This is a genomic window from Aliiroseovarius crassostreae, assembly GCF_025137635.1.
GTDB lineage: Bacteria > Pseudomonadota > Alphaproteobacteria > Rhodobacterales > Rhodobacteraceae > Aliiroseovarius > Aliiroseovarius crassostreae.
Genome location: NZ_CP080772.1, coordinates 2,124,605 through 2,141,312, shown reverse-complemented (window position 1 = coordinate 2,141,312; position 16,708 = coordinate 2,124,605). Strand labels below are relative to the sequence as shown.

Here is a 16,708-nt window from a genome sequence, read left to right as displayed (position 1 = left end):
ATCTTTCCCTCACGTCCCACTTGACCCACACCCATCGGTTGCGCATCGCTGGAGCCATGACACTTGCACCGCTTTATCTTGGCCTGGCCATCGCGCTGGCCTATCTGCCCTACACCAATGGCGCAACCGGTTGGCGCCGCTCGATCCACAAGACACTGCCGCTGTTGCTGTTTGCCCTGGCCGGGTTTCTGACCGGCGTGCCTGCCTTTCTGGTGGCGGGGCTGTTCCTGTCGGCGCTGGGGGATTTCGGGCTGTCGCGCGACGGGGATAGCGCCTTCCTTTACGGGTTGTCCGCGTTTGCGCTGGCCCATGTGCTTTACATCCTGCATTTCCTCGCGCTGGCCAATGCCCCCCTGTGGGAGGTTTTCTCGGTGGCCCCCATTCCCGCCATCGCTCTCATCGCTCTGGTCCTCTCGACCGAGCTGTGGCTGACCCCGCATACGGGCCCGCTGACCTGGCCCGTGCGCCTTTATGTCTTGGTGATCGGTGTCATGGGCCTGTCGGTGCTGCTGGTGCCGCTGGGAGCCAGCACCCTGGGGGCTGCGCTTTTTATCCTGTCGGATCTGATCCTGGCAGTGGAACTGTTTCGCATGACCGAGGCAGATCCCCGCCGCAGGCTGGCCGGTATCCTGATCTGGGGGTTCTATATTGCCGGGCAGGCTTTGATCCTCATGGGCGGGCTGCCTGCATAAGACCCTGCCGCGCTTTGAAAATCGCGGTGCGGGTTCAGCGCGAGACGCCAAACGCCTGCAGGGTCAGGGGGATCGCCTTGAACTCTCTTGTGCCGCGGCGTGCGCCCCATTGCAGCGGCTTTGTCGCCAGATCGACCCAACGATGACGCCGACCCCATTGGGCGGCCATATCCCAGATCCCAGCCTGATCGCCGTCACGATAGGCGGCCAGGCCAGCGTCGATTTCCGGCAGGTTCTTTTGCGTGAAGGCAAAGCAGCTATGGGTCCAGATGATCAGGTCCTGCATATGCCCCTTGGGCGTATTGCGTCGGGGCGAGAACCGTTCAAAATCCAGCAGCGTCAGCCGGTGCCCATCCCAGCACATATCCTTGATGGCCGGCCGGCCATGCGACAATCCCTTGCTGTGCAGCAGGGCAAGTTCGCGCCCGGCGGCTTTCATTGCGCGGGTGCGGTCTTCCAATGTGCTTTTTTGGTGGCGCAGCAACCCTGACAGGGCCGGGCCGCTGTCTCTCATCACCAGAAAATCCTCGCCCTCTGCTATCACGTCCGGCACGGAAATCCCCGCGTCCCGCAAGGCCCGAAGCCCCATCAGATCCGCTTTGAAAGCCGCCGCCGGGTCACCCTTTTGCAGGCGCCATTTCAGCGACAGGGTCTCGCATTTCTTGGCCCAGAATACCTCATCGCCCCGCTGCAACCGCTGCACGCGGGCGTTCTCATCCGCAAGAAAGGCGTCCAGATCTTCGTTCAGAAGAGGATTGGAGAAAGGGTGCATATGGGTTTTCATACGCCTCGTGTAGCAATTCTCTGACGAAAAGCAAATCACCCCGAACCGCGCCGCGCCATACCCCTTTCAAATCGGTGCATTCTGGCTTAGGTGAGGGAAAGCAAGCGGAGGCAGTCATGGCGTTTTTCTCAAAGCTCAAGGATCGGTTGTTCAAATCCTCGTCCAAACTGGAACAGGGGTTGGAAGCCATTGTTGATGAGGGCGGCGAGGAAGATGTGGTTGCGGATGTTGCCGCAGAACTGCCCGTTCAAACAGATCCCGCTCCCGAACCTGCCCCTGAGCCGGGCCAGCAAACCCCGGAAGCAACACCGGACCCGGTGGTTGACGCGGAACCGGAACCCGCCGTGGCCGCCTCGACGGCCCAGCCTGAGAGCGAAGCGAAACCCGCCAGCGAACCCGTCAATAAACCCGGCCTCATCGGTCGGATGCTGGGCCGCTCCTCCTCTGCCGCGGGCACCGTCACCCGCCGCATGGTGGATGATGACATGCTGGAAGAGCTCGAAGACCTGATGATCACGTCTGATATGGGCGTCGACACCGCCATGCGTGTAACCGCCAATATTTCCGCCTCTCATTTTGGCAAGAAACTGTCGGTGGACGAGATCAAGTCCGTGCTGGCTGGTGAAGTCGCCCGGATCATGGATCCGGTCGCCGTGCCGCTGCCGATCTATCCCAAACGCCCGCAGGTGGTGCTGGTGGTGGGGGTGAATGGCGCCGGCAAAACCACCACAATCGGCAAACTTGCCAGCCAGTTTACCGCAGCCGGCAAAAAGGTGGTGATTGCCGCAGGTGATACGTTCCGCGCAGCCGCGGTCGAACAGCTCCAGGTCTGGGGCGATCGCGCTGGCGTTCCCGTGCTGACCGCGCCCGAAGGCTCCGATCCCGCCTCCTTGGCATTTGACGCGATGACCAAAGCCGAAGCCGACGGCGCCGACCTTCTGATGATCGACACGGCGGGGCGTCTGCAAAACCGCACCGACCTGATGGAGGAGCTGGCCAAGATTGTGCGGGTGATCAAGAAAAAAGACGACACCGCACCGCATAACACCCTGCTTGTGCTCGACGCGACCACCGGGCAAAACGCGCTCAGCCAGGTCGAAACGTTCCAAAAGCTCGCCGATGTCTCAGGCCTTGTCATGACCAAGCTGGACGGCACCGCAAAAGGGGGCGTTCTGGTGGCGCTGGCAGATAAGTTTGCTCTGCCAATTCACGCGATTGGCGTGGGGGAACAGATCGACGACCTCGCCCCGTTTGATCCCGAAGAGTTCGCCAACGCCCTGATCGGTATTCGCAACTGATCTTCCTCTTGCCTTAAATATCCCGGGGGTATGGGGGCAGCGCCCCCAGTGCAGAACATGAGCAACTGGCTGATCTCTCTCGAAGGAACGGAGGCCGGGCACAATCTTGCCCTGGGGCTTGCGCTGATGGCTGCGTTCCTGCATGCGCTCTTTGGCGCATTGCAGAAAGGGCGCCATGACCCCTGGCTTTCGCGCGGCGCAATTGACCTGTCTTATGGCCTGATCGCCGCCCCCTTCGCACTTTTCGTTGTGCCCTGGCCAGAACCGCATATGTGGCCGCTCTTTGCCGTGATCTGGCTTGTCCATGTGGGCTATAAGCTTGCGCAAAGCTACACCTATGTGCTGGGCTCCTATACAGTTGTCTATCCGGTGGTGCGCGGCACCGGGCCGCTCTTTACCGTGCTGGGGGCGGGGATTGTGTTCGGGGAAAGCTACTCGGCGGTGCAATGGCTCGGCGTATTTGTCCTTCTGGCCGGGATCTATGCGCTGGGCTGGTATAATCTCAGACATTGGCAATTGGGCCGCGCGCAGCTCAAACCGGCACTTGCGATGGCCGTGGTGACCGGGTTGTTCGTGGCGGGCTATACCACAATCGACGCCTACGGGATCCGCGCCACCGCCGATCCGTTCACCTTCCTCGCGTGGTTCTTCTTTATCGACGGGTTCTTCATGCCGGTGATTGCCGGGATCCGCTGGTGGAACATGCCAAATCGCCCCGCGCTGGCCCCGCTCATGGGGAGAGGTGTGCTGGGCGCCTTCATTGCCTATGCCAGCTTCGGATCAATCATGCTGGCCACGCGGCTGGACAAGGTGGGCGAAGCGGCGGTGCTGCGCGAAACCTCCACCGTCTTTGCTGCGCTGATCGGATGGGTGGTTCTCAAAGAAAAGGTCGGCCCGCGTCGCGTGTTCATGATGGCGTTGATTGCCGCGGGCGCCGTGTTGGTGGAGATGGGTGGATAAAGGCCTCCCTCCCCCGGATCACGGGAAATTACCCTCCCAGCACTTGCCATCCGCGCCACCGCCCCTCACATTCCCCAAAAGACCACAAACAGGACCAGGCCCCATGACCGACCCGACGCCCCCCGTGAACCCAACCCTGAAAACCGCGTTGGAATATGGGCCGATTGTTCTGTTCTTCGTGGCCTATACCTTCCTCAAGGACCAAAGTTTTCTGGTCGCGGGCACCGAGTATTCCGGCTTTGTCGCCGTAACGGCCCTGTTCATTCCGGTTTTGATCGCGGCCACGCTCGCCATGTGGAAACTCACCGGCCACCTGTCAAAGATGCAGATCGTCACGCTGGTGCTGGTGGTTGTCTTCGGGGGCCTGTCGATCTGGTTCAATGATGAACGGTTCTTCAAGATGAAACCTACCATCATCTACCTGCTCTTTGCCGGTATCCTTGGATTTGGCCTGATGCGTGGGCAAAGCTATCTGGAAAGCGTGCTTGATGCCGCCCTGCCACTTGAGCGCGAGGGGTGGATGATCCTTACCAAGCGTCTGGCCCTGTTTTTCCTCGGGCTTGCCGTCGCCAATGAGGTGATCTGGCGCATGATGTCCACCGATGCCTGGGTCAATTTCAAAACCTTCGGCCTGCCCCTGGGCACCATCGCCTTTTTCGCCACCCAAAGCGGGTTGTTCAAACGCTATGGCACGGATGAAGAAAACAGCGGCACATAATCTGCCGCCCCCTTCCTCTTGCCGCAAATATCCCGGGGTGAGCGCAACGCGCGAGGGGCAGAGCCCCTTGACGAAAAATGCCCCAGCCGTTAGGGAACCTGCGTGGCGATTTGTTCACCGGATTGCGGGCCACGTAAAATAATTCTGCTAAAGAGGTCAGGGAATGAAGGCGGATGCCGTGTCAGCCCCCGACGCTTATCAGCGGTGGGGGCTTTATTGTGTGAAAGGAACACGCGATGACAAAATGGGGAAAACGCACCGAGGCCGTGCATGGCGGCAGCCGTCGCAGCCAGTATAACGAGCTCTCCGAGGCGATGTTCATGACCCAGGCCTTTGTCTATGACACGGCCGAGGCTGCTGAGGCGCGCTTTATCGAAAGTGGCCCGGACGAGTTCATCTATGCCCGCTACGGCAACCCCACCAACCGCATGTTCGAGGACCGGATTGCGGCGATCGAAGGCACGGAAGACGCCTTCGCCTGTGCCTCCGGCATGGCCGCCGTCAATGGTGCCCTGATGGCGCTGACCAAGGCGGGCGACCACGTGGTGTCCTCACGCGCGCTGTTTGGGTCCTGCCTTTATGTGCTCGAAGATGTGCTGGGCCGCTTTGGGGTCGAAATCACGCTGGTCGACGGCACGGATAATGCCGAATGGGAGGCCGCCATTCGTCCCGACACCAAGGTGGTGTTCCTTGAAGCCATTTCCAACCCAACCCTGGAAGTGATTGATCTCGCCCATGTGATCAAGCTGGCCCATGCGAATGGCGCGCTGGTTGTGGTGGACAATGCCATGCCCACCCCGGTCTTCTCCTACGCCGCCAAACTGGGGGCGGATCTGGTGGTTTATTCCACCACGAAACATGTGGACGGGCAGGGGCGGATGCTCGGCGGGGCCATTTGCGGTTCGCGCGAACTGATCCGTGGCCCGATTGAGACCTACGTGAAACACACCGGGGGCGCGATCAACCCGTTTGCCGCCTGGACCCATCTAAAGGCGCTTGAGACGCTGGACCTGCGCGTGCGCGCACAGGCCGCTGCCGCCATGCAGGTGGCCGAGGCGCTTGCGGATCACCCGAAACTCAGCCGGATGAGCTATCCGCAGCACCCCTCGCACCCGCAACACGCAATTGCGATGGAACAATCCCCTTCGGGCGGTACCGTGCTGGCGATTGAGGTGAAAGGCGGCAAAGAGGCGTGTTTCCGCTTCCTCAACGTGTTGGATATCTTCATCATCTCGAACAACTTTGCGGACGCAAAATCCATCGCCACCCATCCGGCCACAACAACCCACCAGCGTCTGCCGCAGGAACAAAAGGATATGCTGGGCATTTCCGACGGGCTGGTGCGCCTGTCCATCGGTCTGGAAGACGTGGACGACCTGATTGCCGACCTTGAACGTGGCTTAAACGCGGTCTGATTTGTCGCATCCTGCCCTGCCGGTTTGGCATTTTAGTGGCAGAACGGTTAGACTTAGGCGTGCGATAGATGCGGGGGCCGCGATGAATCAGATGAAACGCGGATCGAAAAACAATGTTGATCGGGCGAGCGCCGAAGAGGCGCTGGCCACTTTACGCGCGTGGGCCGAGGCTGCGGATCCGGTTGAGGTTGCCGCACTTGACCCCTCGATTGCCCGTCTTCTGCCGGGGGGCGAGGTGTCAAACTATCCCGCGCTCAGCCGTACATACCCGGACGAGTTCACCCCTGATGCGGATTACAAGGCCTCTATGCCTGACCTGCAGAACGGACCGGCCAGCCTGATTCAGGGCGCCAAACGGCATATTCAGCACGTGGGCATTTCCAATTTCCGCCTGCCAATCCGCTATCACACCCGCGACGGTTCTGACCTTACGCTGGAAACCTCGGTGACCGGCACGGTCAGCCTTGAGGCCGGCAAGAAGGGCATCAACATGTCGCGCATCATGCGCAGCTTCTATGCCCACGCGGAGAAGACCTTCAGCTTTGACGTGATCGAACATGCGCTGGATGACTACAAGGCGGATCTGGAAAGCCTGGATGCGCGGATCGAGATGCGCTTTTCCTATCCTGCCAAGGTGGAAAGCCTGCGCTCTGGCCTGATGGGATACCAATATTACGACATTGCGCTGGAGCTGTTTGAACATCACGGCAAGCGTCGCAAGTTCCTGCATCTCGATTATGTCTATTCTTCGACCTGCCCCTGTTCGCTGGAGCTGTCCGAACATGCGCGCCAGTCGCGCGGTCAGCTCGCCACGCCGCATTCGCAGCGATCCGTGGCGCGGATTTCGGTCGAGAAAATCCATCAGCCGGGCAATACGCTCTGGTTCGAGGATCTGATCGACATGTGCCGCATTGCGGTGCCGACCGAGACACAGGTGATGGTGAAACGCGAAGATGAACAGGCCTTTGCCGAGCTGAACGCGGCCAATCCGATTTTTGTTGAGGATGCGACCCGGCTGTTTTGTGAGCAACTACAGCTTGATCCCCGGATCGGTGATTTCCGCGTTGTGGCCAGTCATCAGGAAAGCCTGCATAGCCACGATGCCGTCTCGATCCTGACGGAAGGAGAGACGTTCGAGGCGCAATCGCTGGATCCGAAACTCTTTTCCACCCTGTTCCACGTCGGCTGAATTATCCCGTATTTGCACAAGGTTGCGCCCGCTGCATGGCGGGGTTGCGGTGCTGTGGGGTGGCCGTGTCGGGCGAACTGACCTATGTCCCCGCTCAAAGCGTGTCGCCTCTCACCTGAGACAGGGAAAGGCGCCGCGCCGCAAGGGATATCAATGTCGTGGGCGTTTCGGCATAGGCAAGTGGTTCAAGGTTACCCCAAAGCGCCTTAGGGGAGGAACCAATGAAGGTGAGGTTTCCAAATGGCAATGCAGACGGCACATTCGAACAGTTTTCACTTCACCGGCGCAAAATCGACCCTGCGCGCAGCGGTTTCCCGTTGGCTGGACGGTTTTTTCCAGGCGATGGAACAGCACGCCAGCCAGATGCCCTTTGCCCGCAAGATCCGTGCTCTTGAGGCGAAATCGGATGCAGAGCTGGCGCAGATGGGCCTGACCCGTGCCGACATCCCTCAGGCGGTGCTCAGAAGCTGTAGTCACATCTGAACCCAGATCCTGCGGTCCCTCCGGACTGCAGCAAGGGTTTGGTGCCGTTTGTCGGGTCCTGCCCCGTGCTTCACGCTTGACACCCGGGCGTCGCAAGGCCAACCCTGCGCCCATGTTTGACCTTCGTCCCGTGGCCTATGTGACCGGCCTTTTGCTTCTGGCGCTTGGCTTTTCCATGCTGATCCCGATGGGGATTGACCTGCATTATGGCAGTGCTGACTGGCTGGTGTTTCTGGAAAGCGCCCTTCTGACCATGCTTGTGGGCGGCTCTATGGCGCTGGCCTCGGCCAATGGGGTGGGGCGCGGGCTGTCGATCCAGCAGACCTTTCTGCTGACCACCGGTGTCTGGCTGGCCCTGCCCATGTTCGGGGCGCTTCCCTTCATGTTGTCCGAACTGGACGCACGGCCCGTGGATGCGTTTTTTGAGGCCATGTCGGGCCTGACCACAACCGGGGCAACGGTGTTTTCCGGTCTTGATGACATGCCGCGCGGGATCCTGTTCTGGCGGGGGCTGCTGCAATGGTTCGGCGGCATCGGCATCATTGTTGTGGCCATGGTGTTCCTGCCCGAGCTGCGCGTGGGTGGAATGCAGATCTTCCGCTCCGAGGCTTTTGACACAATGGGAAAAGTCCTGCCCCGCGCGGCGGAAATTTCCGGCCGGATCTCATGGATCTATATCAGTCTGACCATTGCCTGCGTATTAAGTTACCTGGCGGTGGGGATGGACACCTTTGATGCGGTTGTCCACGCAATGACCACGATTTCGACCGGCGGGTTTTCGACCCGCGATGCGTCTTTCGGGGCGTTTCAGGGGGTGGCGGAATATGTGGCCTCGGTTTTCATGATCCTCGCGAGCCTGCCCTTTGTGCGCTACATCCAGCTGGTGTCCGGCACCGCAAAACCGATCCTGCGCGACACGCAGGTCCGCGCCTATCTTGCCACGATTTTTCTGATCACCATCGTGATGACGCTTTACCGCCTGTTTGCCAATGGCGACCATATGGAGCACGGCTTTCGCGAAGGGATCTTCAATGTGACCTCGATTATCAGCGGTACGGGCTACGCCTCGGTGGATTACCAGCTCTGGGGCACCTTCCCCGTGGTGGCGTTTTTCTTTCTCGGGCTGATCGGGGGATGCGCAGGGTCCACCGCCTGTTCGGTCAAGATCTTCCGCTACCAGTTGCTGATTTCCTCGATCAAGGCCCAGATCCGGTCCATCCACTCCCCCCACGGGCTGTTTTCCCCGCGTTACGCGGGCAAACGCGTGGATGAAGAGGTGCTTTCGTCAGTGATGAGCTTTTTTGTCTTTTTTGTCGTGACCTTGGGGATCGTGTCGATCCTGCTGGGCCTGACCGGGCTGGATTTCATCACATCGGTTTCCGGTGCGGCCACCGCCGTGGCCAATATCGGGCCGGGGCTGGGCGACCAGATCGGGCCGTCGGGCAATTTCTCGGGCCTGAATGATGTCGCAAAATGGGTGCTGGCAATCACGATGCTGATTGGCCGGCTGGAACTGCTGGCCGTTTTTGTCTTGTTCACACCGCAATTCTGGAGAGGCTGAGGTCCCACGTGTGGACCGGCCGGAGGATACCGCATGAGTCGCAACTCAACCCTTGAGAAACCACTGGGCGCGCAGATCTCCCACATGTTGAAATCACGTGGGGTCGAGGTGATCTTTGCCATCCCGGGGGTGCATAATATCGAGATGTATCGGGGGCTTGATGAGGCTGGCATTACCCCTGTTCTGGCCCGCCACGAACAGGGCGCAGGCTTCATGGCAGATGGCTATGCGCGTGCAACCGGCCAGCCGGGGGTCTGTTACCTGATCACCGGGCCGGGGCTGTGCAATGCGATGACGGCTTTGGGACAGTCCTATTCCGACAGTGTGCCGGTGCTGGCAATCTCGTCCTGCCTGCACCCTGAGGATCTGGGTATGGGGCGCGGGCGTCTGCATGAAATGAAGGATCAGGAGGCCGCCGCTGCCACCGTCTGCGACTGGTCACATACGGCGATGGATGCCCCCTCTGCCTATCGCCTGATTGATCGCGCGATGATGGAGTTTGCCACCCGCCGACCCAGACCGAAACATATTCAGATCCCGGTGAAGGCTCTGTCCAGAAGAACCGCCCAGGCCCCGGAAACCGGGGTTTTGCCCGCCCGGCCGCTGGCCCCTCCTGAACAGGTTGCCGCCGTGGCGGAATGGCTGCTGGGGGCGGAACGACCGCTTTTCATCTTTGGTGGCGGGGCCATTGAAGGCGCCGATGCGGCGCGCGCATTGGTAGAACTGACCGGGGCCGCCAGCATCTGCACCGTTGCGGGACATGGGGTGATCGCGGACAATGCCCCTCTTGCCTATGGCCCGATCCTGCCGCGCCCGGACAGTGTGCAGGAGATCGCAAAGGCCGATCTGATTGTCGCGGTGGGCACGGAACTTAGCGAAACGGATCTGTGGCGGGACAGGCTGGGCCATGAGGCCCCGATGATCCGGGTGGATCTGGATCCCATGGTGCTGGCGGATGACCACTGCGCCGACCTGCCGGTCCTGGGGGATGCGGGGCCGTTCCTCGAAGATCTGCGGGCGCTTCTGGACGGTCAGTCCAAACGCTCGACAGATTGGAGCCAGGCCGAAGTGATCCAGGCCCGGGCGCGGTTTCACCTCGAAGCGGATCAGGAACGACCGGATATCCTGCCCATCTGTGAACGGCTTGGCCCTGCCATTCCTGACGAGACCATGATCTTTTCGGATATGACCCAGTTTGCCTATGTCGCCAATGAGGTCTGGCCGCTGGACCGCCCCGGCCACTGGCACCACCCGTCGGGCTTTGGGGCGCTGGGCTATGCGCTGCCCGCCGCGATCGGGGGCAAAATTGGGCGACCGGATCTGCCTGTGCTGGCGATTGCAGGGGATTACGGGTTTCAGTTCACCCTGCAGGAACTTGGGGTCGCGGTTGAGCTGGGGCTCGCATTGCCAATTCTGCTTTGGGACAACGAAAAGCTGAAGGAAATCGAGGATTGCATGGTTGGGCGTCAGATTGCCCCCGGTTCGGTGAGTGTCCGCAACCCCGATTTCTGCGCCCTTGCCCGAGCCTATGGTGCGTTTGCCGAAAAGCCCGGCTCTCTGGCGGCCTTGATTGAAACCGTAAATGCCGCCTTCACTGCGGATGGTCCGACCCTGATCCATGTGACCCCCGAGGTGCTCCGGGGCTGACCCGTCGTTTTTCCGGTCACAAATTTTCTGGTCACAAACGTCGCGGGGGCCGCGGAAGGCCGGGTGCCGCCCTGCTTTGAAAAGGCGAGGGGCAGTGCCCTTCAGGGGCGCGCAGTGCGCCACCAAAAACCCCCGCTCCAAATGGCCGGGGGTTTTCATGTTTGTCAGGTGTCAGGTGTTATTTCCAACAGTTGACCAGAACCGTCATATCTGACGCAAGCGCGGAGATGTCGACCGGATCCATAGAGGCCAGCGCGTCGGTGGCCTGCGGGGTCACGCCGTTGGCGGCCAGGAACTCGGCCACGGAACCGGCATCCAGCGCAAACTGAACATCCTCTGGAAGGCTGCGCCCCGTGCTGTCATCGCGCGGAAGCAGCATTCCCATCACCGCACCTCCCGCGTCAAGAACGGGTCCTCCGGTGTCTCCGGGAAGGGTGCGGACAGCCAGACGGTTCAGGTGGGGCTGCCCGTTCAGCCCTGCGAGGTCCGACAGGGTGCCAAAGCTTGTGCTTGGGCTGCCCAGCCGCCCCTCATAGGAGTAACCGGCCACGGCAATATCGCTGCCCAGACGCGGTTGTGAGGTCAGAAACGCGGCCACGGCCTGCGGGGCCTGCGCACTTTCGGGTTTCAGAAGGGCCAGCCCGGCGACCGCATCCTGTGCCAGAACGGTGGCATCATAGGCGTCATCGACCGAGATCCGGCGGCACCCTGCAACCGCGTCGGCAGTGGTCACGATCATGCCGGTTTGATCCACGAAAAATCCCGACCGGGATGTGTCGGCGCGTCGGATTTCCAGCCCGGACAGCAGGTCGATATCCTGCACCGCGGCCTCCAGACCGGCATTGTCAGCAAGCGCTGTTTCCCCGAGCGAACGGAAGCTCTGCAGCATTTCGTTCAGCACCAGCTGACGGCGTTTCTCATCCCCTTTGGGCCAGACCAGCGTAAAGCCCTTTACACTTCCATCAACCAGTTTCGCATAGGTATGCGAGATGATCTCGGCGTTTTCCCCTTGCAGGGTGAACTCCCGGTCCTTGCGTTTACGCGGCCCATCTTCGGGCACGATTTCAAGGGTTTGCAGGATGTCGTATAGGCCAAACAGTGTGTCCTGATTGCCGGACTGACTGATCAGAACCACCTTTGCGGCACTTCCGTCGCGGGTTTTGAAATGGGCAAAAGGGGCTTCATAGCGGTCAAAACTCACCACCGCCTTTGGCAGCGAAATGCTGATGCCGGCTTCTTTGTCTTCATGGTCGGCAAGGCCGATGCTGTCGAGCACGGTCTGGCGTTCGGCCATCACGGCGGCGCGTTGCCGGGTGGTCAGGATGCCAGTGGGTTCATACCCGCGCGCCTCCTGCCATGCGGCCATCGAGCGACGGGTCCCGCGTCCAAAAGCGCCATCAATGCCCGAGGAGTAGAACCCCGCAAATTGCAACGCCCGTTGCAGATCCATCCGCTCGTCCCGGGTCAGACGTTGTTCGCTCACCTGTGCTTCGCGCTTCGTTTCATCGGGAAGGGTCGAGGGCAGGGCCGGGGTCGCCGGGGCAGTGGCCTCGGTTGTGGGGGCGGTGTCTGGTGTGGGCAGGCTGGCAGGAGGGGTCTGCGAGGTGGCGCTCAGGCCGACCGGCCAGAATTGCTGGCGCAGATCACGCGACCGCACAAGGAAACTGTCGCTGGGGATGACCCCCTGGCGTCGCAGGTTGCGCAGCTGAAGATCTGCCGCTGCCTGTGTGTAGGGCCCCAGAACAATTGCATACCAGTTGCCGCCCACACGAAATCCGTTCACCCCGTCTATCTGACCGGCATAACCGCGCACCCGCTCTTTGGCTTCGCGCAGGCTGGGATGGGCTTCGATCTGGATCCATATCGCGTTTTGGTTCTGCGTGGCCTGGGAAAGGGCCTGGGCCTGGGCAATGGTCGGGGCAAGGGGAAGGGTCGTCAGGGCTGTACTGCCGGCAATCATGACTGAAGTGAAAAGAGTTTTCATGGGTCCTCGTTGGCCTTGGGGCGCCGCTGTGTTTGGGGCGGTCGCAAACGGCTTTATTGAATTTGCTTGTGGCAAGTAACACAACCCGGCGGGGATAGGTCAATAACCGGGATGCAATGTCCGATGCAAGATTGACCCTGTGTGGCCCAATGCCTATTGAGGGGCCAAGTTGAATTGATCTGATGGGCGACGGATATGGGCCAAGCTGACACGAAACCGCAGAGCTTTCAGGAAATCATCCTGCGGCTTCAGAATTACTGGGCGCAAAAGGGCTGTGCAGTGATGCAGCCTTATGACATGGAAGTTGGTGCGGGCACGTTTCACCCGGCGACCACGCTGCGCTCGTTGGGATCAAAACCCTGGGCGGCCGCCTATGTGCAGCCCTCCCGCCGTCCGACTGATGGGCGGTATGGTGAAAACCCGAACCGGTTGCAGCATTACTATCAGTATCAGGTGCTGATCAAACCCAGCCCGCCCAATCTGCAAGAGCTCTATCTGGGTAGCCTTGAGGCAATCGGCGTTGATATGGCGATGCATGACATCCGCTTTGTCGAGGATGACTGGGAAAGCCCGACGCTGGGCGCTTGGGGGCTGGGCTGGGAGGTCTGGTGCGACGGGATGGAAGTCAGCCAGTTCACCTATTTCCAGCAGGTTGGTGGTCATGATTGCAAACCCGTCTCGGGGGAGCTGACCTATGGTCTGGAGCGTCTGGCAATGTATATTCTGGGCGTCGATCACGTGATGGACATGCCGTTCAACGCCCCCGATGCGCTGATCCCGCTGAGCTATGGCGACGTGTTCAAGCAGACCGAAGAAGAATACGCCCGCTGGAACTTTGATATTGCCAATACGGATGTGCTGCTCAAGCAATTCGAAGAGGCCGAGGTCGAGTGCCAGAAGATCCTCGATCAGGAGCATATCGACCCCAAGACCGGCAAGCGCATTATCATGGCCCACCCGGCTTATGACCAGTGCATCAAAGCCTCGCACCTCTTTAACCTGCTTGACGCGCGCGGGGTGATCTCGGTCACCGAACGTCAGGCTTACATTGGCCGCGTCCGTGCGCTGGCAAAGCTTTGCGCCGATGCCTTTGTGCAGACCGGCGCCGGTGGATATGTGGCGGATCAGGCGTAATCCTGCGGGACAGGCGGCAAAAGGCAAATGAGCGGAAAACTTCTTGGTATCATGATTATCGCATCCTCCCTCATTTTTGGGGCTGTGGTCTATTACACCCAGCTTTACGCGTTCTATGAACCTGCCGCGGCGGATACGGAATTGCGGATGATCAATGTGGTCACCGGCCAGCCTGAAACGGTGATCTATGACCAGTTTGACGGGATTGACAGCGACAGCTCTCCGCTGCGCTTTCGGGGCTGTTTCACCACCACCATGTCGCTGGCCATGCTGACCGAAACCTTCGAGGTTTACGACCGTGCGACGCCGCTTGTGGCCCCCGGCTGGTTTGACTGTTTCGACGCCCAGGCGATTGGCTACGCGCTGGAAGAGGGCGATGCGATCGCGTTTCTGGGCGAGAAAAATATCAAGGATGGCGTCGATCGCGTGATTGCCATCTTTCCCGATGGCCGGGGCTATACCTGGCATCAACTGAACGAAAAATATGACGACTAAAAGGGCGAGACCCAATGCCTGACCTGCTGATTGAACTCTTCTCCGAAGAAATCCCCGCCCGGATGCAAACCCGCGCGGCCCAGGATCTGAAGAAACTCGTGACTGACGGTCTGGTCGAGGCCGGTCTGACCTATGCTGGCGCCCATGCGCTGTCCACGCCGCGTCGCCTGACGCTGGCGATTGACGGTCTGCTTGCCGCCTCGCCTGACACGCGCGAAGAACGCAAGGGCCCCAAGGTGGGCGCGCCGGACAAGGCGATTGAGGGCTTCCTGCGTGGTGCGGGCCTGACCCGTGATCAGCTGGTGGAACGCGACACGCCGAAAGGGCCGGTCTATTTTGCAATGATCGAAAACAAGGGCCGCCCGGCGGCTGAGATCATTGCCGAGGTGCTGGAAAAAACCATCCGCAACTTCCCCTGGCCCAAGTCGATGCGCTGGGGCAGTGGCAGCTTGAAATGGGTGCGCCCGCTGCATTCGATCCTTTGTATCCTCAGCGATGAGGCCGGTGCCGACGTGGTGCCGATGGAGGTTGACGGGATCCGCTCGGGGGACACGACCCAGGGGCATCGCTTCATGGCACCGGGCACAATCACCGTCACCGGGTTTGAAGATTACGCCACCAAGCTGAAATCCGCCAAGGTGGTTCTCGACCCGCAGGAGCGTGCAGATCATATCTGGGAAGACGCCAAGAACGCAGCTTTCGCACAGGGGTTGGAGATCGTGGAAGACACCGCTCTTTTGCGTGAAGTGGCCGGTCTGGTGGAATGGCCCGTCGTGCTGATGGGCGATATTGCCGATGATTTCATCACCCTGCCGCCCGAAGTGCTGCAAACCTCGATGCGCGAGCACCAGAAGTTCTTCTCGGTCAAGAACCCGAAAACCGACCGGATCGAGAAGTTCATCACCGTCGCCAATGTGGAGACCGCCGACAATGGCGCAACCATTCTGGCAGGCAATCAAAAAGTGCTGTTTGCCCGTCTGGCAGATGCGAAATTCTTCTGGGAAAACGACATTCGCGAAGCCGAAGCGGGTGGGCAGAAATGGCTTGATAGCCTGACCAACGTGACCTTCCACAACAAGCTGGGCACGCAGGCCGCGCGGATCGACCGGATCGCAACTCTCGCCCGCGCCATCGCTCCCACCATCGGCGCTGACGCCGATCTGGCGGAACGTGCCGCGCGCTGGGCCAAGGCCGATCTCAGCACGGAAATGGTCTATGAATTCCCCGAACTGCAAGGTTTGATGGGTAAATATTACGCTGGTCCCGCGGGGCACCCGCTGGAAGTCGCCAACGCCGCCACCGAGCATTATTCGCCGCTGGGCCCGTCCGATGATGTGCCCTCGGCCCCCACCTCGGTGGCTGTCGCACTGGCCGACAAGCTCGACACGCTGACCGGGTTCTGGGCCATCGACGAAAAACCCACCGGGTCAAAAGACCCGTTTGCGCTGCGCCGTGCAGCCCTTGGGGTCATTCGGTTGGTGTTGGAAAACGGGTTGCGGGTTAATCTCGATCAGCTTTTCGATGCGCAGTTGCTGCGTCACGAAATTTCCCTGGAAGATGATGCCGCACAGCGAAACGCCCTGCTGGCGGATCTTGATCGCGAGATTGCGGACCATGGGGTGTTCGGGGCTGCGTTGCGCACCGTGCTTGACCATTTTGACGGTGACCTGACCCAACATCTGGAAGAGGTGAAGGCAGCGCTGCCGGATACTTCCGACAATCTCCTCTCCTTCTTCCACGACCGCCTCAAGGTCTACTTGAAGGACCAAGGCATCCGCCACGACGTGATCGACGCCTGCCTTGCCATGCCGGGCAATGATGACCTTACCTTGCTGGTCAAACGGGCCGAGGCCCTGTCGGGTCTGCTCAAGACCGATGACGGTGAAAACCTGCTGCAAGGCTTCAAACGCGCCAACAACATCCTGACCCAGGCCGAGGAAAAGGATGGGGTGGAATATTCCTACGGCGCGGATGTGAAATTCGCTGAGGATGACAGCGAAAAAGCCCTTTTCGCAGCCCTTGATACCGCCGAGGCGGCGATCCAACCGGCCATGCAGGCCGAAGATTTCGCCGCCGCCATGACCTCGATGGCCGCCCTGCGCGCGCCCATTGATGCTTTCTTCGAGGCGGTGCAGATCAACACCGAGAATGAAATTATCCGCCGCAACCGCCTGAACCTGCTGTCGCGGATCCGGCAAATCTGCCTTTCGGTGGCCGACCTCACCAGGGTCGAAGGGTAAAACCACAAGGGGGCGCCGCAAAATCCGGCGCCCTTTTTCTTGCCCCAAATATCTCGGGGTGAGCGCGAAGCGCGAGGGGCAGCGCCCCTTTCCTCCTTTTCCACACCC

The 16,708-nt window shown here is 60.4% G+C and carries 14 protein-coding genes and 1 riboswitch; of the genes, 12 read left to right on the top strand and 2 right to left on the bottom strand.

Going from position 1 to position 16,708, the window contains the following annotated elements; translation table 11 throughout:
• The first annotated feature begins 56 nt into the window (after positions 1-56).
• Positions 57-692: a lysoplasmalogenase family protein gene (locus K3J57_RS10255; RefSeq protein ID WP_259791471.1), complete on the top strand. Its 636-nt coding sequence runs from the start codon at positions 57-59 to the stop codon at positions 690-692.
• Positions 693-726: 34 nt separating this feature from the next.
• Here K3J57_RS10255 and K3J57_RS10250 read toward each other — a convergent pair whose 3' ends face one another.
• Positions 727-1,476: a BUD32 family EKC/KEOPS complex subunit gene (locus K3J57_RS10250; protein WP_259795696.1), complete on the bottom strand. Its 750-nt coding sequence runs from the start codon at positions 1,474-1,476 to the stop codon at positions 727-729.
• A 116-nt stretch (positions 1,477-1,592) separates the two neighbouring features.
• Between K3J57_RS10250 and ftsY the strand changes: the two genes are divergently transcribed.
• The 8 genes from ftsY (at position 1,593) to K3J57_RS10210 (ending at position 10,747) form a co-directional block, all read left to right on the top strand.
• Entirely contained in the window at positions 1,593-2,774 is a 1,182-nt protein-coding gene (ftsY, locus tag K3J57_RS10245) for a signal recognition particle-docking protein FtsY (RefSeq protein WP_259784315.1), read from the top strand.
• Between the two features lie 57 nt (positions 2,775-2,831).
• Positions 2,832-3,734, top strand: coding sequence for an EamA family transporter (locus K3J57_RS10240; protein WP_259794909.1), 903 nt, complete (start codon positions 2,832-2,834; stop codon positions 3,732-3,734).
• Positions 3,735-3,837: 103 nt separating this feature from the next.
• Positions 3,838-4,452: an inner membrane-spanning protein YciB gene (locus tag K3J57_RS10235; protein WP_055189922.1), complete on the top strand. Its 615-nt coding sequence runs from the start codon at positions 3,838-3,840 to the stop codon at positions 4,450-4,452.
• Between the two features lie 92 nt (positions 4,453-4,544).
• Positions 4,545-4,624, top strand: a riboswitch (SAM riboswitch).
• A 64-nt stretch (positions 4,625-4,688) separates the two neighbouring features.
• Positions 4,689-5,867, top strand: coding sequence for an O-succinylhomoserine sulfhydrylase (gene metZ, locus K3J57_RS10230; RefSeq protein WP_259795694.1), 1,179 nt, complete (start codon positions 4,689-4,691; stop codon positions 5,865-5,867).
• 82 nt (positions 5,868-5,949) lie between these two features.
• On the top strand, positions 5,950-7,056 hold the full coding sequence (gene folE2, locus K3J57_RS10225; RefSeq protein ID WP_259775662.1) for a GTP cyclohydrolase FolE2: 1,107 nt from the start codon (positions 5,950-5,952) through the stop codon (positions 7,054-7,056).
• Between the two features lie 240 nt (positions 7,057-7,296).
• On the top strand, positions 7,297-7,539 hold the full coding sequence (locus K3J57_RS10220; RefSeq protein ID WP_259784302.1) for a DUF1127 domain-containing protein: 243 nt from the start codon (positions 7,297-7,299) through the stop codon (positions 7,537-7,539).
• Between the two features lie 112 nt (positions 7,540-7,651).
• Positions 7,652-9,100 (top strand): TrkH family potassium uptake protein, encoded by a 1,449-nt coding sequence (locus K3J57_RS10215; protein WP_055189916.1) that lies wholly within the window; start codon positions 7,652-7,654, stop codon positions 9,098-9,100.
• Between the two features lie 33 nt (positions 9,101-9,133).
• Positions 9,134-10,747 carry a 5-guanidino-2-oxopentanoate decarboxylase gene (locus tag K3J57_RS10210; RefSeq protein WP_259795691.1) on the top strand — a complete coding sequence of 538 codons (1,614 nt, stop codon included), beginning with the start codon at positions 9,134-9,136 and terminating at the stop codon, positions 10,745-10,747.
• Between the two features lie 178 nt (positions 10,748-10,925).
• On the opposite strand, the gene K3J57_RS10205 is transcribed toward K3J57_RS10210, so the two are convergent.
• Positions 10,926-12,731, bottom strand: coding sequence for a serine protease (locus K3J57_RS10205; protein WP_259795689.1), 1,806 nt, complete (start codon positions 12,729-12,731; stop codon positions 10,926-10,928).
• 195 nt (positions 12,732-12,926) lie between these two features.
• Between K3J57_RS10205 and K3J57_RS10200 the strand changes: the two genes are divergently transcribed.
• The 3 genes from K3J57_RS10200 to glyS are packed head-to-tail and all read left to right on the top strand — an operon-like array spanning position 12,927 to position 16,600.
• Positions 12,927-13,865 carry a glycine--tRNA ligase subunit alpha gene (locus tag K3J57_RS10200; RefSeq protein WP_259774017.1) on the top strand — a complete coding sequence of 313 codons (939 nt, stop codon included), beginning with the start codon at positions 12,927-12,929 and terminating at the stop codon, positions 13,863-13,865.
• A gap of 27 nt (positions 13,866-13,892) precedes the next feature.
• Entirely contained in the window at positions 13,893-14,360 is a 468-nt protein-coding gene (locus tag K3J57_RS10195; RefSeq protein ID WP_259784294.1) for a DUF6446 family protein, read from the top strand.
• 14 nt (positions 14,361-14,374) lie between these two features.
• Positions 14,375-16,600, top strand: coding sequence for a glycine--tRNA ligase subunit beta (gene glyS / locus K3J57_RS10190; RefSeq protein ID WP_259795687.1), 2,226 nt, complete (start codon positions 14,375-14,377; stop codon positions 16,598-16,600).
• The last annotated feature ends 108 nt before the right edge of the window (positions 16,601-16,708 follow it).